The sequence below is a fragment of the Ruegeria sp. CDSA089 genome, assembly GCF_059612205.1.
In genome coordinates, this window is the sequence record NZ_JBXWQD010000003.1 from 39,049 (window position 1) to 59,344 (window position 20,296).

General features: G+C 57.7%; 22 protein-coding genes and 1 pseudogene. 10 read left to right on the forward strand and 13 right to left on the reverse strand.

Features of this window, described 5'->3' with window-relative positions; translation table 11 throughout:
* Window positions 1-60: 60 nt before the first annotated feature.
* Window positions 61-2,247, forward strand: a complete 2,187-nt coding sequence (gene uvrB / locus AC2FJ6_RS09020) for an excinuclease ABC subunit UvrB (RefSeq protein ID WP_496668866.1) — start codon at window positions 61-63, stop codon at window positions 2,245-2,247.
* 90 nt (window positions 2,248-2,337) lie between these two features.
* A complete protein-coding gene (locus tag AC2FJ6_RS09025; RefSeq protein WP_170772379.1) occupies window positions 2,338-2,766 on the forward strand; it encodes a hypothetical protein in 429 nt (142 codons plus the stop codon).
* Window positions 2,767-2,887: 121 nt separating this feature from the next.
* Here the strand turns inward: AC2FJ6_RS09025 and AC2FJ6_RS09030 are convergent, their stop codons facing one another.
* From AC2FJ6_RS09030 to AC2FJ6_RS09050, 5 genes are all read right to left on the reverse strand, one after another.
* A complete protein-coding gene (locus tag AC2FJ6_RS09030; RefSeq protein WP_170772381.1) occupies window positions 2,888-3,178 on the reverse strand; it encodes an antibiotic biosynthesis monooxygenase family protein in 291 nt (96 codons plus the stop codon).
* A 210-nt stretch (window positions 3,179-3,388) separates the two neighbouring features.
* Window positions 3,389-3,742, reverse strand: a complete 354-nt coding sequence (locus tag AC2FJ6_RS09035) for an MmcQ/YjbR family DNA-binding protein (protein ID WP_170772383.1) — start codon at window positions 3,740-3,742, stop codon at window positions 3,389-3,391.
* Between the two features lie 17 nt (window positions 3,743-3,759).
* On the reverse strand, window positions 3,760-4,185 hold the full coding sequence (locus tag AC2FJ6_RS09040; protein ID WP_170772385.1) for an excalibur calcium-binding domain-containing protein: 426 nt from the start codon (window positions 4,183-4,185) through the stop codon (window positions 3,760-3,762).
* An 82-nt stretch (window positions 4,186-4,267) separates the two neighbouring features.
* Complete coding sequence (locus AC2FJ6_RS09045; protein WP_170772387.1) at window positions 4,268-4,675, reverse strand: universal stress protein; 408 nt, start codon at window positions 4,673-4,675, stop codon at window positions 4,268-4,270.
* A gap of 66 nt (window positions 4,676-4,741) precedes the next feature.
* The gene (locus AC2FJ6_RS09050; protein ID WP_170772389.1) at window positions 4,742-5,068 is read right to left on the reverse strand and encodes an antibiotic biosynthesis monooxygenase family protein; all 327 of its coding nucleotides are present in this window, start codon (window positions 5,066-5,068) and stop codon (window positions 4,742-4,744) included.
* Between the two features lie 123 nt (window positions 5,069-5,191).
* Here AC2FJ6_RS09050 and AC2FJ6_RS09055 point away from each other — a divergent pair, with 123 nt between their 5' ends.
* The gene (locus AC2FJ6_RS09055; RefSeq protein ID WP_237215807.1) at window positions 5,192-5,875 is read left to right on the forward strand and encodes a hypothetical protein; all 684 of its coding nucleotides are present in this window, start codon (window positions 5,192-5,194) and stop codon (window positions 5,873-5,875) included.
* A 9-nt stretch (window positions 5,876-5,884) separates the two neighbouring features.
* Here the strand turns inward: AC2FJ6_RS09055 and AC2FJ6_RS09060 are convergent, their stop codons facing one another.
* From AC2FJ6_RS09060 to phhA, 4 genes and pseudogenes are all read right to left on the reverse strand, one after another.
* Window positions 5,885-8,173 carry a glycosyl hydrolase family 28-related protein gene (locus AC2FJ6_RS09060; protein WP_496668868.1) on the reverse strand — a complete coding sequence of 763 codons (2,289 nt, stop codon included), beginning with the start codon at window positions 8,171-8,173 and terminating at the stop codon, window positions 5,885-5,887.
* 129 nt (window positions 8,174-8,302) lie between these two features.
* Window positions 8,303-8,704: a DUF4864 domain-containing protein gene (locus AC2FJ6_RS09065; protein ID WP_170772393.1), complete on the reverse strand. Its 402-nt coding sequence runs from the start codon at window positions 8,702-8,704 to the stop codon at window positions 8,303-8,305.
* A 48-nt stretch (window positions 8,705-8,752) separates the two neighbouring features.
* Window positions 8,753-10,327: a lysine--tRNA ligase gene (locus AC2FJ6_RS09070; RefSeq protein ID WP_170772396.1), complete on the reverse strand. Its 1,575-nt coding sequence runs from the start codon at window positions 10,325-10,327 to the stop codon at window positions 8,753-8,755.
* Window positions 10,328-10,458: 131 nt separating this feature from the next.
* Window positions 10,459-11,265 (reverse strand): annotated as a pseudogene (phhA, locus tag AC2FJ6_RS09075) (phenylalanine 4-monooxygenase); the annotation flags it as partial.
* A 102-nt stretch (window positions 11,266-11,367) separates the two neighbouring features.
* Between phhA and AC2FJ6_RS09080 the strand changes: the two are divergent.
* The gene (locus AC2FJ6_RS09080) at window positions 11,368-11,835 is read left to right on the forward strand and encodes an Lrp/AsnC family transcriptional regulator (RefSeq protein ID WP_170772400.1); all 468 of its coding nucleotides are present in this window, start codon (window positions 11,368-11,370) and stop codon (window positions 11,833-11,835) included.
* A gap of 83 nt (window positions 11,836-11,918) precedes the next feature.
* Complete coding sequence (locus AC2FJ6_RS09085; protein ID WP_170772402.1) at window positions 11,919-12,341, forward strand: tellurite resistance TerB family protein; 423 nt, start codon at window positions 11,919-11,921, stop codon at window positions 12,339-12,341.
* 2 nt (window positions 12,342-12,343) lie between these two features.
* Here AC2FJ6_RS09085 and dacB read toward each other — a convergent pair whose 3' ends face one another.
* The 3 genes from dacB to AC2FJ6_RS09100 form a co-directional block, all read right to left on the reverse strand.
* A complete protein-coding gene (dacB, locus tag AC2FJ6_RS09090; RefSeq protein ID WP_170772404.1) occupies window positions 12,344-13,822 on the reverse strand; it encodes a D-alanyl-D-alanine carboxypeptidase/D-alanyl-D-alanine endopeptidase in 1,479 nt (492 codons plus the stop codon).
* A gap of 66 nt (window positions 13,823-13,888) precedes the next feature.
* Window positions 13,889-14,509, reverse strand: coding sequence for a nicotinate-nucleotide adenylyltransferase (locus AC2FJ6_RS09095; RefSeq protein WP_170772406.1), 621 nt, complete (start codon window positions 14,507-14,509; stop codon window positions 13,889-13,891).
* 32 nt (window positions 14,510-14,541) lie between these two features.
* Complete coding sequence (locus AC2FJ6_RS09100) at window positions 14,542-15,012, reverse strand: MOSC domain-containing protein (protein ID WP_170772408.1); 471 nt, start codon at window positions 15,010-15,012, stop codon at window positions 14,542-14,544.
* A 137-nt stretch (window positions 15,013-15,149) separates the two neighbouring features.
* Here AC2FJ6_RS09100 and ettA point away from each other — a divergent pair, with 137 nt between their 5' ends.
* From ettA to AC2FJ6_RS09125, 5 genes are all read left to right on the forward strand, one after another.
* On the forward strand, window positions 15,150-16,805 hold the full coding sequence (gene ettA / locus AC2FJ6_RS09105) for an energy-dependent translational throttle protein EttA (protein WP_170772410.1): 1,656 nt from the start codon (window positions 15,150-15,152) through the stop codon (window positions 16,803-16,805).
* 128 nt (window positions 16,806-16,933) lie between these two features.
* Entirely contained in the window at window positions 16,934-17,530 is a 597-nt protein-coding gene (locus tag AC2FJ6_RS09110; RefSeq protein ID WP_170772412.1) for a hypothetical protein, read from the forward strand.
* A 129-nt stretch (window positions 17,531-17,659) separates the two neighbouring features.
* A complete protein-coding gene (locus AC2FJ6_RS09115; protein WP_170772414.1) occupies window positions 17,660-18,289 on the forward strand; it encodes a hypothetical protein in 630 nt (209 codons plus the stop codon).
* 404 nt (window positions 18,290-18,693) lie between these two features.
* Window positions 18,694-18,900 (forward strand): cold-shock protein, encoded by a 207-nt coding sequence (locus AC2FJ6_RS09120; RefSeq protein ID WP_170378838.1) that lies wholly within the window; start codon window positions 18,694-18,696, stop codon window positions 18,898-18,900.
* Between the two features lie 160 nt (window positions 18,901-19,060).
* Window positions 19,061-19,621, forward strand: a complete 561-nt coding sequence (locus AC2FJ6_RS09125) for a L,D-transpeptidase (RefSeq protein WP_170772416.1) — start codon at window positions 19,061-19,063, stop codon at window positions 19,619-19,621.
* Here the strand turns inward: AC2FJ6_RS09125 and AC2FJ6_RS09130 are convergent, their stop codons facing one another.
* A complete protein-coding gene (locus tag AC2FJ6_RS09130; RefSeq protein WP_170772418.1) occupies window positions 19,622-20,281 on the reverse strand; it encodes an arylesterase in 660 nt (219 codons plus the stop codon).
* Window positions 20,282-20,296: the final 15 nt, after the last annotated feature.

Here is a 20,296-nt window from a genome sequence, read left to right on the forward strand (position 1 = left end):
ATGGCCTCTTGAACAAGAACAAAAACAGATCAAAATCAGGCTCGAAAGGAATCTCCCCTTATGGCCTATGCACATTCCGACAAGACCCAGCTGACTGCCGAAGACGTCCGCGCCCGCCTGAAACTGGAAGGCGGCAAGGCATTTGTCATGCATACCGATTTTTCCCCCGCAGGGGATCAGCCAACGGCCATCAAGGAACTGGCAGGCGGCGTTCAGGATGGCGAGCGGGATCAGGTTCTACTAGGCGCGACCGGCACGGGCAAGACCTTCACCATGGCCAAGGTGATCGAAGAAACCCAGCGTCCCGCCATCATCCTTGCGCCCAACAAGACGCTGGCCGCGCAGCTCTATGGTGAGTTCAAGGGGTTCTTCCCCGAAAACTCGGTCGAGTACTTCGTCAGCTACTATGACTACTACCAGCCCGAGGCCTATGTTCCGCGCAGCGACATATACATAGAAAAAGAATCCCAGATCAACGAACAGATCGACCGGATGCGCCACTCGGCCACCCGCGCGTTGTTGGAGCGTGATGATGTGATCATCGTGGCATCGGTGTCTTGTATCTACGGCATCGGCTCAGTCGAAACCTACGGGGCGATGACGCAAGACCTGAAAGTCGGTAGCGAATATGATCAGCGGCAGGTGATGGCAGATCTGGTGGCTCAACAATACCGCCGCAACGACCAGGCGTTTCAGCGTGGGTCCTTTCGGGTTCGTGGGGACAGCTTGGAGATCTGGCCTGCCCACCTTGAGGACCGTGCGTGGAAGCTGTCATTCTTCGGTGAAGAATTGGAACAAATCACCGAGTTTGATCCTCTGACCGGTGAGAAAACTGATACGATGGAGCAGATCCGGGTCTACGCAAACTCGCACTACGTGACGCCGAAGCCCACGATGCAGCAGGCGATCATCGGCATCAAAAAAGAGTTGCGCATCCGGCTGGACCAACTGGTCGGCGAAGGCAAATTGCTGGAAGCCCAGCGACTGGAACAGCGTACCAATTTCGATCTGGAAATGCTTGAGGCGACCGGCGTTTGCAACGGGATCGAGAACTACTCGCGCTATCTAACCGGCCGTGCGCCGGGCGAACCGCCCCCGACCCTGTTCGAATTCATCCCCGACAACGCTATCGTGTTTGCCGACGAATCTCACGTGTCTGTCCCGCAGATCGGCGGCATGTACCGGGGCGACTATCGTCGTAAATTCACACTGGCCGAACACGGGTTCCGCCTGCCGTCCTGCATGGACAACCGCCCCCTGAAGTTCGAAGAATGGGACGCCATGCGCCCACAATCCGTCTTTGTTTCAGCCACCCCAGCGGCGTGGGAGCTGGACCAATCGGGTGGCGTTTTCACCGAACAGGTCATCCGCCCTACCGGCCTGCTGGACCCCGAGGTCGAAATCCGCCCCGTTTCGATGCAAGTGGACGACCTGCTGGATGAGGTGCGCAAGGTGGCCGCCGATGGCTTCCGCACGTTGGTCACGACCCTGACCAAACGCATGGCCGAAGACCTGACCGAATACCTGCACGAACAGGGCATCAAGGTGCGCTACATGCACTCGGATATCGACACGATCGAACGGATCGAAATCCTGCGTGACCTGCGGCTGGGAGCCTTCGACGTGCTGGTCGGCATCAACCTGCTGCGCGAGGGGCTCGACATCCCCGAATGCGGGCTGGTCGCCATTCTGGACGCCGATAAAGAAGGGTTCCTTCGGTCCGAGACCTCTCTGGTCCAGACCATCGGCCGCGCCGCGCGGAATGCCGAGGGCCGGGTTATCATGTATGCCGACAAGATCACCGGTTCCATGGAACGCGCGTTGAATGAGACCAACCGCCGCCGCGCCAAGCAGATCGCCTATAACGAGGAACACGGCATCACGCCCGAGACCGTGAAGAAGAATGTCGAGGACGTTCTGGCCGGTCTCTATGAGGGCGACGTCGACATGAACCGCGTCACCGCCACCATCGACAAACCGATGCACGGCGCCAACCTTGAGGCCCATCTGGACGGGTTGCGCGAACAGATGCGCAAAGCCGCCGAGAACCTTGAATTCGAAGAGGCCGCCAATATTCGGGATGAGATCAAACGTCTGGAGGCGGTCGATCTGGCCGTCGCCGACGACCCCATGGCGCGCCAATGGGCGGTCGAGAAAGCGTCCGAGGATGCGGTGAAATCGCGTGGTCGGTCAACGGCTGGACGTCCGGGGCAACGCGGTGGGAATGTGAAGCGACGGAAGCGTTAGACTGTTGGCGACGCAATACAAAGTTGCAGCACATGGCGTTGTTTGCTTCAGCCGCCTTGCCTAACCGCATTCCGTGGCTAGGTTCAAAGTATGCGAGCCGTTCTGATATCACTGATCCTTAGCACGCCTGCCTTTGCGTGGGATGCAACCGTTGGTCAAATTTGCACGCTTTCGCACGAGACTGACGCAGCGAAAATATTTCTCACCTACGACCCGTCTAAACCGCTTTATTCAATCACCGTGACCCAAACGAACTCTGTTTGGAAACAAGCCCCGTGGTTTGCAATGCGTTTTGAAGGCTCGTCACCGATCGAGATTTCTACATCGCGCCATGTTCTTTCCAATGGCGCAGCGTCTTTGACCGTCACGAATACGGGCTTCGGAAACGTGCTTGATGGGTTGGAGTACAACCAAATAGCCTACGCATTCACGCAGGATCATGTGGCCACATTCTCGCTGGACGGCGCTGCTGACCCAGTGCGGGTTTTTCGCGAATGTGCGGGAGCACAACTATCCTAAGTCATCCGGAACGCAACCATCCCTGACATAGATTTCATCGCGTTTTCACGGCAATGTGGACTAAGTGAGCAAATCTCAATCGGTTTGAACCCGAGCGAGTTTTTCTCGCTCAGGTCAGCGTTCACCCCTTATCCCAATGGGCAATCACATCATACCCAACCGGCGTCGGCGGGCCTTCCATGAATTCGGCGAAATGGCCCCATAGCTCGGCCACTTTCGGGGCATTCGCGTTCGAGGTCGCCTCGCTCTCGACCACCGAGATTACATAGCCCGAGCCGTCTTCGTTCATCACATTTGTAAAGCTATGCATGCCGGGCATGCCCATGATTTCTGACTTCAACGCGTTCATTTTCGCCGTCGCGGCCTCGCGCGTGCCTGGCTTCATTTTGAATTGAGTAATACGTGCAAACATGACTTTCCTCCCTCGTCTGGCGAAATTGCCGCAGGGCGCGATCAAAGAACTCTCGCCGCGCAGAAGGTAGCATGGCAGGCAAAAATCTCGTATTGATACTTACGAATTCAGCACATTTTCAACCACGCGCCTTATCCGAGCATGCTGACTGACACTCCAAAGTTGCAACCCAGCGCATAGAACTGAGATGTTGCGGGGCTGGCGCGTAGGTTAAACGCCCAACTCCGCCCGTACCTTCTTGGTCAGCTTCGCCACCACCAGATCATAGGACGTCACGATATGCTCGCGCAGCGAGGCGTCGCTCATCCCGCGTTCCTCATAGACCTGCAACCACTTCATCCCGCGTGAGGCCAGATAGGGCGCGGGGCGGATGCCGGGGACGTCGCTCAGGACCTCAAACGCCAGATCGGTGGCCTTGAAGGTAACGGCGTCGCGCCCCTCGTGCCAGCCGCAGATCGCAAACACCTTGCCGCCCACTTTCCACACATCCGCATTGCCCCATTGCACCACATGGGTTGTGGCTTTGAGATTGGCGCAGAACGCGTTGAATTCGTCTCGGGTCATCGCCATTGCCTGGAAAACTAGGGTCGCAGAAATTTGGCACTGCCGACGGAGCGCTCGGCCGGTTGAGCCACTTGCGGGGTTTCGGTCACGGCCGGGGTGGTAAGACGCGGGGCCGAACCGCACGCCACGCCATCCCCGTCAGGGTCGTTTCGCAGGTGATAACCCGGCTCACCAGCGTAGTACGGGCCGGGGATCACTTTGACTGCCGTCGCGCATCCAGCCATCGCGATCAGGTGTAGCATAGCCTCTTCCTGCTCAAACTCCGAGGTGCGCAGGTAGACGCCCAGCGCGATCCCCGCAGTCGTTACTGGCAGCATGAGGACCATCAACAGGATGCGAACGGGCGACAAAGCCCGTTTGCGCAGTGCCTCGGCGCGTCGAACACGTGCCGGAGCCTTGGGATCGGTAAAAAGCGAGCGCGGCTCGGATTCGTTTGTCGACATGGCCAAAGACTAACGCCGGTTTATGTCAAAACCGAGGCCCAAAAGATGGTGGCCAGAGTGATGGGAGCAGAAATCCGCGCCGCTAACGGACGACATGAACCGCGCAGGACGCGTGCCGGACCACATGGTTGGCCGTCGATCCCAACAGAAGGTCCTGCATCCCCGGACGATGCGACGCCATGATGATCAGGTCGGGCTTATGTTCTTCGGACCAATCCAGAATGGTGCGCCCGGAATGCCCTTCGACAACCACACCTTTGGCATTGGGAAGTTTGGCGGCCAAGCTGTCCAATTCGGTTTGCAGAGCCTTGCGGGCTTCGCGCAGATATTCGGGCGGCATATAGGAAATCGCGTAGTTCGGGATATGCTCGACCACATGCAGCAGCGTGACCTGTGCATCCGGGGTTGCCAACACCTTGGCCAGTTTCAGCGGGCCGGAAATATCCCGCTCGGCATCAAAGGAAATCGGGACCAGAATATTGTGATACATGATGCGCACCTCCGTTCATTTCGCGGTCAGGATGCGCCAATTCGCAAGGCACGGCTTTGATTTAGGTCACGATCCGCTAAAAGTTTCGGCAACATCATACATCACCGGTTCAAAGCTTTTGCACAGCTCGTTGATCTTGCGATTCCGGTCGCGCATTTCCGGGGTGCGCAGCATCGCCAGAAAATCCTCGCGCCGTTCCCATTGCGAGTAATTGGCGATCCGCGTCTGAGCGTCATTGACATGCAGCCCCGCCGCCACAAAGCCGGGCTGCTTCGAGATGAAATCGGCATAGGCGTCAGTCAGCGCCTCAAGCAGGTCTTGACAGGTACCGGGCGTCATCTCGAAGGTCGTGATCACGGTTTGGACGCTGGTGTTCTTGGCAATGTTCGGCATCTGGAATCTCCTGTTATTGAGCCCAGCCTAGCATAGGATTTCCAAAGGTCCCGCCTTTGTTGGCGAATTCAGCACTTTGCCACGGCAGCGGGAATTCGTCATTTCACTAACGATCCGTTAACCATGCTGACCGATGCTGCGCCTATGTACCGGGTTCTTTACCTTTTGTTCATCATGCTGTTGGCCTCGCCTGCGTGGTCGGGCGCATGGCTGCGCGGCAAGGATTCCGCTTTTTCGGCGGCATCGGTGACGGTGTTCAAGGAACCCGACCAGGGGTATGACTATGCATCCGCGCTTTATGCCGAATGGGGTGCTCAGGACAATCTGACAATTGGGTTCGATTTTGAAGAGAACCGAGACCTCTACGGTCATGCGACTGTCTTTGCCCGCATCCCGGTTGCCGATTTGCAGCAAAAGGGGCGGTTTGCCGCAGAGTTCGGGGTTGGTGTGCATCACCGCTATCGTGGAGCATGGGCGCTGTACAAGGCAACCCTGTCCTATGGAAAGGGGTACTCGACCGGATGGGGCAATGGCTGGGTGGCCCTGGATGCATCATTGGAATACCGCACCCACGACGCGCTCTATCGCAAACTGGACCTGACAACGGGCCTGAATTCAGCGCGGCTGATCAACCCTTTGCTTCAGGTCGAGACCGCTTATCGCAGCGGAAGCTCTCTGTTCTGGCGGGTCCGGCCGTCGGCCATGATCCGGTGGCAGGACAGCCCGACAACCTGGGTTCTGGGGCTGGAGCGGAAAGATGCCCGCAATGACACGGGCATCAAACTGGCAATCTGGTCCGAGTTCTGACGCCGCCGCTCAGCGCTCCATTCGGATGATGGTCGAGACTGATCCGCGCAAGGATTGCGCCCAGCGCAGGTTTATAACGTCCTTCCCGCTGCCCTGTTCCAGCTCCACATAAGGTGTGTCGTGGATAGTCCCGCCAAAAGAGTTCTTCAATGGACCCAACACCGTAACCGCGTCACACCCGCGGGCTTTTCCGCCAAATGGAAGACGCGCTTGCGACCCAATACTCCAGACCGACGAATTCGAGCTTTGCGCGTGAACCAGACGCAGCGGGTTTTCAACCTTGGCCGAGATGCCATGAAACGTGTTGTCCCTGAAACTCACGTTCAGATGCGCGAAATGGTTGAAATCCGCGAAAGTCGTATCCACCCGCTCGGCTCGGTCGATCGCGCCGTTGATGGAGCGAAATTTGTTCCCAGCAACAACGACACCATTCAGGAAATGGCCAGGCCCGTGCGGCCGAATGACAATATTGCTGAACCAGGGTGCGACCTCGTTACAATAGAATATATTGTCGGTTATGGTCATCGCGCTGAACGAAAATCCCGCCGTGTACGCCGGATTGGCGTCCCGCTCATTAGTCCACTGCAAAAAGCAATTATCGACATAGTTCTCGGAAATGGTCGAGCTGTTATAGGTCCCGATCATAACCAACCCGGCGCTGCGCACGCCCTGAGCAATGCTGTCGCCCTGGAAGAAGTGGTTGCCCAGCACCAGGTTGTTCGTCCCACCCAGAACGGCAAAATGCAGGAACCTGACAGCACGATTGTGGCGCAGTTTGATATCATTCGCTGTCGCGTTCAGGGCGATGGATCTGCGATCCGAGACGTTGAAAGACTCCTCAGCCGACAGGAACTGGCAATTGTCGATCAACATCCCCTGACAGCCGGTACCGATTGAAGTAATCCCGCGATCCTTCGGACGGCTGACAAAGCAGTTGGTAATCGCAAATGTACTGCCAGACGGTGCCAGACGGATGCCGCTGCATCGCCCGTTGCACTGAAACTCGATCTCTTCCATGCCAAATTTGCGCAGGGTGCTGAAACCCATGAAGTCCAGCAGGTACTTGAACGAAAAAAACGAGAACGACTGCGTGCCCGCCGCATCATAAATCGGGGCGTTCAGAGTGATTTCGCCCGCACCAACATTCTTGGACCGCACGTAAATCTCGCGCCCGACACCATTGCCCCCTACCAAGGACCCAACCGGAATATTCGCAACATTGGCGACATTGGTCAGCCGAGTCGGATCGGATGGGTTGTAGGTTGCGACCGAAGTGAAGGTCTCGGTATCCCAGGCTGCATTGTCTTTGACATCGAACTGGCCATTGCGAATGACGCGACGGGTGGAGAAACCACTCTGCCGGTTCGGAACGGCTGCGGCCATGTCAATCGGGCCGTTTACCGATATCTTGCGTCCACCCATGTCCAGGGATTCATGGTCCGCATTGTTCAACAGCGCCTGAAATGCCTTTTTAAATGCCAACTCCTCATCCCCGAACGCGGTGATATAAGCTGGCAGGTCGAAATTCTTGGTCAACAGCAGCATCTTATCGTCAGGCATCGTGACGGTGCCCTCAAACTCGATCTCGGACGCGATGGTGGTATTTTCAGTCAGCAGGTAAGTGCCTTCAGACACAAAAACCCGGCGTCCACCCGCAGCCTGGTCCGCCGCGACAAAGGCGGACGTGTCATCTGCAACCCCATCACCGACCGCGCCAAAATCGCGTACATCCACAAGGCTAATCATGTCGCGCAGAAAAACACCGGTCACATCCGTGATCTCGATATCATCCACCCGCACGATCGAGCCATTCGCTCCGATCAGATCAAGTCCGAAATGGCCATAAATCGCGGTCACGCCCCAGGGCATATCCACGCCGGTGCGCTGCCCCGCCCCGACAATCGCGGTGATTTCATGGACGGCGCCATAGCCCGACAGTTGGGTTGCGGGGCCTTGCTCGATCACCCCATCCAAATGTGTCTCACCCGCGCCACCAGCCCAGGCCGCGATCCGAACCTCGGGCAAAGGCCCGCTGATTGCCTTCACCCGCGCCTTGATCTGAAGATAGCACCCCGGCTGCAACGGGGTCTGCCCCATATAACGCAGCTTTTGCGTGGCGCTGACTTTGAGGATTTCAAGGCAGCCGCCGAAATCCGCATCCGCCGGAACAAAAGCGCCGGTGCCCGAGCCTTCATAGGTCGGCGAGCCGGGCGTTCCGTCGCCGCTGGACCAGACGTTCAGGCCGTTTGCAAAAGCAGGCGGCATGAACACGATGCCGTCGGTGATTGCCTTATTCATAGAAATCCCTTTCCCAATCGCACCCATCAGCGCGCATTAACCCAGGGCTCGGGGCCACCCCGAGCGCAAAAGCCTGAGTACAGAAAGGGTGTTAATCGCTACTCATGTCACCGTGACGGTGGTGTTGCGTCACGCCGCGGGGTCCGAGTTGCCCAGCAACTGCACGCCATTGATCTTCCAGCCATTTTCTAACTGAATCATCTGATAATCCAGAATATGAGTTTGTCCGGCACCATCAACGATCAGTACCTTTTGCCACAGCGCGCCCGCGATCTCGCGCAGTTCCAGAAACCGAATATCAGCGGGTCGCCAGACCATAGGATAGCCGTTGCGCACCATGTTCCCGAAATTCTCGGGCGTGCGGAAAATGCTCTGGATGTTGGGGCTTGCAAAGGTAAAGGCGGTGGCGAAATCATCCGCTTTGAACGCCTGTATCTGCGCCGCGATATTGGCTTCGATCTCGGTGCTTTGGGCAAATGCACCCGTGGCCAAACCGGCACTCAACGAAAGGGCAAGCAAGATACGACGCATGGGGCTACCTCCTTTGGCAAGGGTAGCCCCACATCATGTCAGGTCAAATCAGGCCAGCTCTCCGGTCAAAGCCTTGTCGATCAGCGCAATCGTTTCGGGCACACCGTAAAGGGCAATAAACCCACCAAAGCGCGGCCCTTGCGAGGCCCCCAGCAGCACCTCGTAGAGCGCTGTGAACCATCCGCGCATCGGGTCGAATCGCTCGCGCCCGATGGAGTAAACCACTGATTGCAGCGCCTCGTCCTCAAGCGGACCATCATAGGCTTGCAACGCGGCCTTCAACGCTTCCAGTGCCTCACGTTCCTGATCAGTCGGCGCGCGGTGCTGTCGGGTGGGTTTGACGAAATCGTTGAAGTAGCGCACCGCAAAGCCCGCCGCCTGATCCAGATCGGGATGCGTTTCTGCGGTCGCCTCGGGCGCATAGCGGCGGATGAAACCCCACAGCGCTTCTTTGTCCTCGGCACCAGACACTGATGCAAGGTTCAGTAGCATCGCAAACGGCACCATAAGCGTGGATGCAGGCACGTCACCGCCATGGATATGCCAGACCGGGTTGTTCAACTGCGCCTTCAATTCCTGCCCCGGATAGGCACGCAATTGCTGGTGATACTCATCCACCGCCTTGGGAATGACGTCAAAGTACAGACGCTTGGCTGTTTTGGGCTTTTGGTACATGAAATACGACAGGCTTTCCGGCGCGGCATAGGTCAGCCACTCTTCCATCGACAAACCATTGCCCTTGGACTTCGAGATCTTCTGCCCCTGCTCATCATTGAACAACTCATAGCTGAGCGCTTCGGGCGGCTGCTTGCCCAGCGCCCGGCAGATTTTCGACGATTGCGTGACGGAGTCGATCAGGTCTTTGCCGGACATCTCATAATCCACGCCCAGCGCGGCCCAACGCATGGCCCAGTCGGGCTTCCACTGCATCTTGACGTTGCCGCCCGTAACCGGGATTTCGACCCTTTCGCCATCAGGCTCCTGATAAACAATCGTGCCCTTAGCCACGTTGCGTTCAAGCGTCGGCACCTGCAGCACATGACCGGTTTTCGGGCTGATCGGCAGGAAGCAGGAATAAGTCTCGCGCCGCTCGGGCCCGAGGGTCGGCAGCATGATTTCTTGTATCTTGTCGAAGCGCTCCAGCGCGATCAGCAGCGTCTCATCAAACTTGCCGCTGGTGTAGTAGTCTGTGGCCGAGGCGAATTCATACTCGAACCCGAAACTGTCCAGAAAATCGCACAGCATCGCGTTGTTGTGCTGCGCGAACCCTTCATGCGTGCCAAATGGATCGCGGACTTTGGTGAGCGGCAGATGCAGGTCTTCTTTCAGCTCGTCCTGCATCGGCACATTGGTCGGAACCTTGCGAAAGCCGTCCATATCATCCGAAAAGCAGATCAGCTTGGTCGGAATATCGCTGATCTGTTCAAACGCATGCCGTACCATCGAGGTCCGGGCGACCTCGCCAAAGGTGCCGATATGCGGCAGGCCCGACGGGCCATAGCCGGTCTGGAACAGAACATATCCCTTTTCCGGCGCACCTTGTCTGTAGCGTTTGAGGACCCGGCGCGCCTCTTCGAAAGGCCAGGCCTTGGACGACATCGCGGTTTCACGCAGTTCAGACATGTTCTCAGGTGCTCCATCGGGAAATACAGCGCCGGACGCCCTTTGCGACCCGACCGACCCCTCCTATTGTGCCGGTGCAGCATGAGTCAATAAAGCGCGCTGTTTTTCTGAGCGGAAACCCCGGTTGCGGTTTATTCGGCTGCCGTCACTTTCGGCGGGAACTTGTTCGGCAGCAAACCCATTCGCTGCGCCTGATGCACATCGGCCAGCAGATCCCGATCGGCAGCGGCAAACAGCTCTTCGGGATCGTCCAGCACGAAATATCCCATCTGATGCATGTCGATCCGATACGGCGTACGCAAGATCGTCATCACGTCGAACGGGTCCCGGTCGGGTATGTCACTTTCCACGGCATAAACCAGCTCTGTAGGTGAAGACGCCAGCCCCGAGCCCAGCGCCTTGATCTGCCCATCCTGACGGCGCAATCCGAATTCAATCGAAAACCAATACAACCGGATCAGCCAGGCATAATCTTTATCCCTTGCCTCAACCCCGGCCTTGCCGATCGCATGGCTGAAAGCCGCAAAACGCGGGTCGCTCAGCAGGGGCGTGTGACCGAAGATTTCGTGAAAGATGTCGGGTTCTTCAATATAGTCAAAATCCTCGCGCGACCGGATGAACGATGCAGCAGGAAAAACCCGGTCCGCGAGCATGCCAAAAAAGGTCTTGAACCCGATCAGCGCCGGAACCGGCTGAACGCGCCACCCGGTCAGGTCCAGAAGACGCTCGGATATATCCGCGCAGGACGGCACGTGGGTCTTGGGCATCTCCAACCGCTTCAACCCGTCCAGATATTCCCGCGCCATGTAGCGCTGCACATTTTCCTGCTGCGCCGCATAAAGGTCCGCCCAAACCGCATCCTCTTCGGCGGTATAGACAATATGGCCGCGCGCGTCGGCCTGCTTGGCCACGTATTTGGTGGATTTGGGCATGGAACGTCCTCCTTGATAGAATTTTAGCCCTTACTCGTGGTAAATTTGACTTAATGGCGTGAGGAATTGCTGGAGTTTTGACCCAAACATTTCAATAATGCGCCAATCATGACCCAAATCCTTCAACCCGCTGACATCGCTATCCTGCAAGAGCTTCAGTCAGACGGACGCCTGTCCATGCAGGAGCTTGCCGACCGGACCGGGCTTTCGGCCTCGCAATGCTGGCGGCGCGTGCGAGATCTTGAGGCATCGGGCATCCTCGCAGGCTATGCCGCGCGCGTGCCCGCAAAATCGGTGGGGCTGAATGCGATCGCCTACGTTCACATCGCGTTGAAAGACCACCAAGAGGACAGCATCGCGTCCTTCCTGCGCCTGGTTGAGACCGAAGCCCAGATCGTCGAATGCGCCTCGATCACCGGGGATCACGATTTCATCTTGAAGGTCTACGCGCGCACCCCCGAGGACCTTGAACATTTCATCATGCAACGCCTGTTGAAATCCGGCCTTGTCCGCGACACACGCAGCAATTTCGTACTGCGCCAGACCAAAACGCGTGGGCCGTTGCCCATCCTGTGACGCTTTGGCCGCCGAAATCCGTTGAACCCGATCCCGGTCCCTCCTATCGTGCGCGTTCAGAACAGCTCTATCAGGACCACGCCATGACCGATCAAGTGCCTCACCCGATGTCTCCGCAGGATTGCCTTGTTGCGATCATGGTGGCGATCTCAGCATCGGACGAAACCATTCGCACGGCTGAACTGGTCAAAATCGAAGCGGCTGTGAACATGCTGCCGGTCTTTGCCGAGTATGACATCGACCGCACCCGCCGCGTCTCGCAGATCGTGTTCGACCTGTTCGAACAAGAAGACGGGCTGGATGCGTTGTTTGGTCTGATCCGGGAAAACCTGCCCGAGCGGCTGAACGAAACCGCCTATGCCCTGGCTTGCGACGTGGCCGCGGCGGACGGATCCCTGGCCGAGACCGAACTGCGCCTGCTGGAAGAAATCCGTTACGAGTTGAACGTCGACCGCCTGCACGCCGCTGCAATTGAACGCGGCGCACGGGCACGTCACACCACCTGATCCTAGCTGCCGCTCAGCGTGCCCCAGCGTGCGATCAAAGCGCGCTGCAACCTGCGCGACCGCGCATTCCAACTGCGTGCGCCCGCCGGGCGTTCCCGGTTCGCACGCGGGATCGTGGCCCGGTGGTCGACATCTGCTGTGAAGATGGCAAAGGCCAACTCGGACCCGTCCGGCGTGGTGATGAATCCTCCCAAACCCGAGACGAAATTCAACGTCCCTGTCTTGGCGTCCACCTTGATCGGGTGGTCTTTGACGGGTCTTCCCTGACTGTCCAACAACCTGAAATTCTTCAATAAAGGCCGCAGCGCTCCGGCTTTCTGCGCTGCGATCAACGCCTTGACCAGATCACCCGGCGCGACCCGAGACGCATCCCCCAGCCCCGAATGATCAACCATCTCAATGCCGTTGACCCCATATGCCTCGGCGGCCCAGCGATTCATTTCGTCGGCCGAGTCTTGCAGGGTGTGCAGATCGGCACCACGCGCCTTGGACGCCGTCATGCCCACCAATTCCGCCGTCACATTGGTCGAATATTTCAGCATTCCCCGCAAAATATTGTCCAGCGTTTCACTAAAATGCGTGACCAGAAAACTGCCCTGAGGGCTTTCGTTCGTCACCTGCACACGGTCCAGCACAATCCCGTTCGACCGCGCCAATGTCCGAAACACATCCCCGGCGTAGAGCGCCGGTTTGCGCACTGGCAACCACCGGGCGCCCCCTTTGCCCAACGCCCCGCGCGCAACGGTCCATCGGTCTTGCCGCGCGCTTGGCTCATAGGTGTAGATCGGGGCTTTCCTGCTTTCGACTCGCATAGTTGCCACATCTACAGCCGGCTTGTAGCGCGCGCTTCGGGCATCCATCGTCACGGTATAATCCGTGCCTTCGCGCTTCCATTCAAAGTGAACCCTGTTGAAGTTCAATGCAATCCCGCTCAGCGCCGGGCTGTATCCCAGATGATCCGGCTGACCGGCATCAATGCTGAACACATAGGGCAACGCCCCGTCATAAACCTTGAACGCGCCGCGCACCTCGGTGATTCCGGCCTCTCGCAAATTGGCCGCCATTGTGGCCAGCGCATCCGTATCCAGCAGCGGGTCACCGCCGCCGACCAGAATAAGATCTCCGTTCAGAATGCCATTCTCGACCGGCCCATTCGCGATCAGTTTGGTTTCAAAGCGATAGTCTGGCCCCAGTACGTCCAGCGCATAAAGCGCGGTCAGAGCTTTCGCCACACTGGCCGGAGGCAACCCGAGATCTCCGCCCACCGCCTCTAACTCGACACCGGTCTTGACGTCGGCCACGGCAAAAGCCACTTCGCCCCGCAGCCCGGCCGATTGGATCAGCCGTTCGGCCCCGTTTTTCTGTGGTCCACGGATCTGAGGCCGCAACGAAACCAAGGGCGCATTCGCCAGCGCAATGCCGGGGGCCACAACCGCCCCAAGGCTTGCAAGAAAACCACGTCTTGAAAAACGATCAGCCATGGGTCAATAAAATCCCAGAGGGTTCAGGCAAACAACCAGTCAAAAAGGATTATGTGCGCACGAAGGTTATTCCGGCAACACCCCATTTGCCCAGATGCCGCGATTGCGAAGATCAGTTGAACTGACGTCAACCATCGGCATGTTGACGAAACACCATGCCGGGGCCTCGGCCCGCCCCAGCAAATGCCGCGCCTGCCCGTCGATCCTGTAGCTGGAATAGACCCGTGCCGCCGGCGACATCCGGGCCGAGATGCGATCTCCCGGCCGCGCGACCACGCCCACCGGGATGCTGTCCATGATCAACCGCCAGTCTTTCCAGCGATGAAACTGCGCCAGATTGTCAGCCCCCATGAGCCACACGAACCTGACCCTCGGGTATAACCTGCGCAGCGCCGCCAACGTATCCGCGGTCGCGCGCGTCCCCGTCAGAGCCTCGATATCCGTCACCTCGACCCTGGGATGCTGCATCACATCCCGCGCCGCCTGCACCCGCTGGGACATGGGTGCAGGCCCGCGCTCCTTCAACGGATTTCCCGGAGATACGAGCCACCACACGCGATCCAACCCAAAGGCCTTCATCGCCTCACGCGTGACATGCACATGGCCCTGATGCGGCGGATCAAATGATCCCCCGAACAGCCCAATCACCTGACCGGGCCGCGCATATGGTATCGCGTAACGCTCCATACCCTGCTGATGTTCAGAACTGGGACGGCTTGTCAATCAACCGGCTGCACGACATCACCCAACCTAACCCATCCGGGTTTGACGACCTCAGCGCACCACCCCCCATGGCCGCGCACGGCGGAATAGCCACCTTTACCAAACGCTTCCTCCATCCGGCTGCACGGCGCACAGATCACGGTAAAACGCAAAATCGCCTCGCCCACCTGCACCTCACGTCCTTTGAGCGCAGCCAGATTGATTCCCGACACGACCACGTTGCGCCGTAAGACTTCAGGGGTAACAGGCCCCTGCCCCAGATAAGAGCCAATCGCCACCAGATGTTCTTGTTGGATCAAAGTCACCGCTCGCTTGCCCGCACGGGCGCGGTCTCCGTCCAAACCATCGGCGGAGATCATAACGGCATCGACCGGTTGAACCTCGACCCTGCGATCAGGTCGCAGACCAATCCATTCCAGCCGACCCGGCTTGGCCCATCCTGCAATCAGTGCCGCCAAATCCGCCATGCTTCCCCCTTTGCTACAATCGGACAACTACCGCCGCACATCCGAATGCAAAATTCACAAAACCACCAGCTTGCCCCGCCCGCCCCGCTTGGATATCAAGCGGATCAACCCAATTTCCCCGACCCAGAGGACGCGACATGGCCGCCTATCAATATGTCTACCACATGCAGGGTGTCTCAAAGACCTATCCCGGTGGCAAGAAGTGCTTTGAAAACATCCACCTGAGCTTTCTGCCCGGCGTGAAAATCGGTGTTGTCGGCGTCAACGGCGCGGGTAAGTCGACGCTGATGAAGATCATGGCCGGCCTCGACAAGGATTTCACCGGCGAGGCCTGGGCGGCCGAAGGTGCCAAAGTCGGTTACCTTCCGCAGGAACCAAAGCTGGACGAAACCCTGACCGTGCGCGAAAACGTCATGCTGGGCGTGGCGGAAAAGAAGGCGATCCTCGACCGCTATAATGAACTGGCCATGAACTACTCGGACGAAACTGCCGAGGAAATGGCCAAGCTTCAGGATGAAATCGACAGCCAGAACCTCTGGGATCTGGACAGCCAGATCGACGTCTCGATGGAGGCGCTGCGCTGCCCGCCGGACGATGCCAACATCGCCAACCTTTCGGGTGGTGAGAAACGCCGCGTGGCGCTCTGCAAGCTGCTGCTGGAAGCGCCCGACATGCTGCTGCTGGACGAACCAACCAACCACCTGGACGCCGAGACCATCGCCTGGCTGCAACAGCACCTGATCGACTACAAGGGCACCATCCTGATCGTCACCCACGACCGCTATTTCCTGGATGACATTACGGGATGGATCCTCGAACTCGACCGTGGTCGTGGCATTCCCTACGAGGGCAACTACTCCGCATGGCTGGAACAAAAAGCCAAACGGCTGGAGCAGGAGGCCCGCGAGGACAAATCCAAGCAGAAGACCCTGCAACGCGAGCTGGAATGGATGCGTCAGGGTCAAAAGGCCCGTCAGGCCAAATCCAAGGCCCGGATCAACGCTTATAACGAGTTGGCTGAGCAGTCCGAGCGCGAAAAACTGACCCGCGCCCAGATCGTCATCCCCAACGGCCAGCGCCTTGGCGGCAAGGTGATCGAGGTCGAGGGCCTGTCGAAGCACATGGGCGACAAGCAACTGATCGAAGGGCTGGACTTCGCTCTGCCCCCCGGCGGCATTGTGGGCGTCATCGGCCCCAACGGTGCCGGTAAATCGACCCTGTTCAAAATGCTCACCGGTCAGGAACAGCCCGACAGCGGCACCATCACGCTGGGTGATACGGTCGAGCTGTCCTATGTCGACCAGTCCCGCGACGACCTGAAAGACAACGACACCGTGTGGGAGGCGATCACCGGCGGCGCCGAGATCATCCAATTGGGTGACGCGCAGGTCAATTCCCGCGCCTATTGCTCGTCCTTCAATTTCAAGGGCGGCGACCAGCAGAAGAAGGTCTCGCTGCTATCGGGTGGTGAGCGCAACCGCGTCCACATGGCCCGACTGTTGAAAGAGGGCGGAAACGTCCTGCTGCTCGACGAACCGACCAACGATCTGGACGTCGAAACCTTGCGCGCGCTGGAAGACGCTCTAGTCGATTTCGCCGGCTGCGCCGTTGTGATTTCGCACGACCGCTTTTTCCTCGACCGCATCTGCACGCATATTCTGGCCTTCGAAGGCGACGCCCATGTGGAGTGGTTTGAGGGCAACTTCGAGGATTACGAAGAGGACAAAAAGCGCCGTCTGGGACCGGACGCGCTGGAGCCTAAGCGCTTGAAACATAAGAAGTTCGCCCGGTGAGAACCCGAACTTTCAAACGTGTGTTCCAATCGCTGTTTCAGGCGATTGGACGCATTGCACCGTTTGGAAAGACATCGGACCGCGACCATTGCGTCATAGTCGCAAGCAACGGTCGATCCGGAAGTACCGTGACTTATCTTGCTCTCAGCAAGGCACTTAGAAAAAGAAACCCTTCAGCGGCAGAACGCTCGGCCTTCGTTGCTCGTCTCAGGGACGCCGAATTCAAAGCCCCGTTCGTCTACAAAACCCATGATTTTCCGCAGGCGTTGTTAGAGTGGCCAGCCGATACCAGAGTGGTTTTTTGCTTCGGTTCCACCAAAGATTCGGCCTTTTCCGTCTATTCGGCAAAAGAACGGTATGGGGAAGATTGGATCCGACAGCATTTTTATCACCTTCATGCGACTGGCGAATACTGCGATCTGTTTCAGCGGGATATTCTGCAACAAGCCAAGCAGATAAAAGAATGGGCCGTATTTGAGGACGTCCCCGTTTTATGTGTTCACTATGATGCGATATGGGATCATCAAAGCGACATATCGGAATTTACCGGCCTGAAAATGAAGCTTCCGAAACGTGAACAGCGCGCGCCCAAAGAGATTCCGACTGAACTCAGGTCGGCGGCAAGCCAAGTTTACGATTCGATTGATGAAATTGTCGAAGAACTGCCAAGGTGTTTTATAGCATCACCCAAATACGCTGATATTGTCGCCAAGCTTCCGGTTTAGATGCAAAGCGGAAGGCCAGCGCAAACCCGCTAGCTCGGGCGATCGATGACGCCCCTATTCGCTTGCTTTTGAAAGTTCCGAGTAAGAACCTGCTAAGGTTTAAAGGTATTTGTTGGGAAGGGTAGGCAAGTGACGCGTGAAACAGGGGTCTGGCATAGCCAGGTTATGCTCGACTCAACGTTGATTAAACCGTTCACATCAGATCAGGTATTGAACGAATTGTCGGCAGCTGGAGTAGTCGGCAAGAAGAACTTAGAGGGTTTTGTTCAATCTCCCGACGTGTTCCCAGATGCGATTTTTGGGAAGTACCCGAACCAAAAGCTGAAAGCGCAACCCGATATTTTCTTCGGGCCATATGGCTTGGTTGTGTCCCGCGCGGTTGCTGGTGTTCTTCGGGAAGCGGACCTTGGGAAGACGCAGCTTTACCCATTGAAACTATGCCAGCACGATCGTGTGACTCCAGTTGAGGGGGAGTATTTCACTCTGGCATTGGGAGAGCAGAAAACAGCACTTGTTCCGAAGCAGTCGAAAGGAATCGAACTCTTAGGGAACACACCTGAAATCTGGATGAACTTGGGAGGTAAACCGGATGATTTCGATTTCGTTGTGTCGGGTGACGCTTTGGACGGGTCGGATTTGTGGATTGATCCCCTCTTGCACCGAAGCCTTTTCCTCAGCGACCGTCTTGTCAAAGCGCTGAGGGCCGCAAAGCTCACACGCCGCTTCGGCCTGAGCAAATGCAAGGTTATCCCAGCCTAGACCATTATAGCGACAAGACTGGCGTCTCGGGTCGAGAATAAGACAACAGCGCCTGCAATGCAGACGTTTTCCGGTGTGTTTCGGGATTTGAAAGTCAAGATTTCCACGCAAACGTCTTATGCTTCAACCGCTTGGGCCTGAACGCGCCCGATCCCAGACGGTGCTTTTTGACCTTTTCGCAATCCTGAAGTTGCCCTCGAACCATTCCCGTCGCGGTTTGTACCAATTGCGGTACACAAGGACGATCACCCTTGCCACATCCCCACACCAATGCCATATCCAAAGGGCTAACGTTTTTCTATTTCGACCTACTGTCTCCTTTTTCGGCGCTCAGTCATTCGATCCAGACTACGACGCCAGGCTGCCGCAAATCCGTGGGCAGCAACAAACAGGAGAATACGGATATGCCCGCAGGCACCGTTAAATGGTTCAACACCACCAAAGGCTACGGCTTCATCGCACCCGAAGATGGCGGCAAAGACATCTTCGTTCATATCTCGGCTGTCGAACGCTCGGGCCTGACCGGTCTGGCAGACAACCAGAAAGTCACCTACGAGCTGCGCTCGGGTCGTGACGGTCGCGAAAGCGCCGACAATATCGAGCTGGCGTAAGCCGGTCCAAGGGCAGGGGTATCCCCTGCCCTTTTGCCAAGCTGCGCGGCGTTTTCAGCGCAACATCACATTTCAGTTACTCTTCGCCTCCGCTTGACCGGATCAGCTATCATCCCGACACTATGGTGATGATTTTCCTGTTGTATTGAAGAGACCCGATATGTTCACACGCCGCACGTTCCTGACGGCCGCCGCCGCGACAAGCCTTGTTCCGCAAGCGGCGTCTGCCAAGACGAAGACAGCCGAATACGACCCCACGCCGCAATATGTGCGGATCAAGAAAGAATTCCTGCCGGGGCAGTTGCTGGTCGTTCCACGCTCATTCTACCTGTATTTCGTGACCGAGCCGCGCAAGGCCATCCGCTATGGCTGCGGCGTTGGTCGGGCCGGGCTGGAATTCACCGGCACCGCCACGATCGACGTCAAGAAAGAGTGGCCCACCTGGCGTCCCACGAATGAGATGATCGAGCGCGAGCCCGTCACCTATGCACGCTTCAAGGATAACGACTATGTCCAACCGGGCGGAGGCGACAATCCATTGGGCGCCCGCGCGCTGTATTTGTTCCAAAACGGCGTAGACACTTATTTCCGCATTCACGGCACGACGCAGCCCAGCACCATCGGAACCGCCGCCTCGAATGGCTGCATTCGAATGTTGAACGCCCATGTCATCGACCTGTACGCGCGGGTGCCGATAGGAACCGTCGTGACTGTGATCTGATTAGTCCGACGCTGCTTGGACCAGTTCCACCACATAGGGGCCGATTTCGGCGACGATCAAAGCCACGCCCTGGGCGTTGGGGTGGATGCCATCGGGTTGCATATAGGTGCGGGCTGCATCGGGATCGCCGTCTCGGGTCAGGCCGGCGAAAAAACTGGGCGCATAGCCGGATTGGTACCCAGCGGCCAGTTCGGGATAGATCGTATCGAAGGCCGCTTTGTAGTCGGGCCCGTAATTTCCCGGTGCCTGCATCCCAACCAACAACACATCCACCTCTGACGCACGCGCGGCTTGCATGATTTGCTCAAGATTGGCCCGCGACACAGCCGGATCGATCCCACGTAACAAGTCGTTCCCGCCCAAAGCCACGATCATGCCATCCACATCCGGCGTCAGCGTCCAGTGAACCCGCGCCGCGCCGCCGGCGGTGGTATCCCCTGAAACTCCGGCATTGATCAGGCGCACATCCACGCCCTGATCCTGTAACCAACGTTCCAGCTGAGGCACAAACCCGTCCTGTGCGGGCAGCCCGTAACCCTGTGTCAGCGAATCCCCCAATGCAGCAATCACGACCTGTTCGGCTGTGGCGGCAATACCGCAAACTGCAAACAGGCAAGACAACAAAGCCTTGCGCAATATCCGAACCGCTCCATATCCCAAAAGAACGCCTCCGTG

Excerpts from the sequence above, each read along its gene's own strand:
- uvrB (WP_496668866.1), top strand. The coding sequence starts at position 61 with ATGGCCTATGCACATTCCGACAAGACCCAGCTGACTGCCGAAGACGTC.
- AC2FJ6_RS09025 (WP_170772379.1), top strand. The coding sequence starts at position 2,338 with ATGCGAGCCGTTCTGATATCACTGATCCTTAGCACGCCTGCCTTTGCG.
- AC2FJ6_RS09030 (WP_170772381.1), bottom strand. The coding sequence starts at position 3,178 with ATGTTTGCACGTATTACTCAATTCAAAATGAAGCCAGGCACGCGCGAG.
- AC2FJ6_RS09035 (WP_170772383.1), bottom strand. The coding sequence starts at position 3,742 with ATGACCCGAGACGAATTCAACGCGTTCTGCGCCAATCTCAAAGCCACA.
- AC2FJ6_RS09040 (WP_170772385.1), bottom strand. The coding sequence starts at position 4,185 with ATGTCGACAAACGAATCCGAGCCGCGCTCGCTTTTTACCGATCCCAAG.
- AC2FJ6_RS09045 (WP_170772387.1), bottom strand. The coding sequence starts at position 4,675 with ATGTATCACAATATTCTGGTCCCGATTTCCTTTGATGCCGAGCGGGAT.
- AC2FJ6_RS09050 (WP_170772389.1), bottom strand. The coding sequence starts at position 5,068 with ATGCCGAACATTGCCAAGAACACCAGCGTCCAAACCGTGATCACGACC.
- AC2FJ6_RS09055 (WP_237215807.1), top strand. The coding sequence starts at position 5,192 with ATGCTGACCGATGCTGCGCCTATGTACCGGGTTCTTTACCTTTTGTTC.
- AC2FJ6_RS09060 (WP_496668868.1), bottom strand. The coding sequence starts at position 8,173 with ATGAATAAGGCAATCACCGACGGCATCGTGTTCATGCCGCCTGCTTTT.
- AC2FJ6_RS09065 (WP_170772393.1), bottom strand. The coding sequence starts at position 8,704 with ATGCGTCGTATCTTGCTTGCCCTTTCGTTGAGTGCCGGTTTGGCCACG.
- AC2FJ6_RS09070 (WP_170772396.1), bottom strand. The coding sequence starts at position 10,327 with ATGTCTGAACTGCGTGAAACCGCGATGTCGTCCAAGGCCTGGCCTTTC.
- AC2FJ6_RS09080 (WP_170772400.1), top strand. The coding sequence starts at position 11,368 with ATGACCCAAATCCTTCAACCCGCTGACATCGCTATCCTGCAAGAGCTT.
- AC2FJ6_RS09085 (WP_170772402.1), top strand. The coding sequence starts at position 11,919 with ATGACCGATCAAGTGCCTCACCCGATGTCTCCGCAGGATTGCCTTGTT.
- dacB (WP_170772404.1), bottom strand. The coding sequence starts at position 13,822 with ATGGCTGATCGTTTTTCAAGACGTGGTTTTCTTGCAAGCCTTGGGGCG.
- AC2FJ6_RS09095 (WP_170772406.1), bottom strand. The coding sequence starts at position 14,509 with ATGGAGCGTTACGCGATACCATATGCGCGGCCCGGTCAGGTGATTGGG.
- AC2FJ6_RS09100 (WP_170772408.1), bottom strand. The coding sequence starts at position 15,012 with ATGGCGGATTTGGCGGCACTGATTGCAGGATGGGCCAAGCCGGGTCGG.
- ettA (WP_170772410.1), top strand. The coding sequence starts at position 15,150 with ATGGCCGCCTATCAATATGTCTACCACATGCAGGGTGTCTCAAAGACC.
- AC2FJ6_RS09120 (WP_170378838.1), top strand. The coding sequence starts at position 18,694 with ATGCCCGCAGGCACCGTTAAATGGTTCAACACCACCAAAGGCTACGGC.
- AC2FJ6_RS09125 (WP_170772416.1), top strand. The coding sequence starts at position 19,061 with ATGTTCACACGCCGCACGTTCCTGACGGCCGCCGCCGCGACAAGCCTT.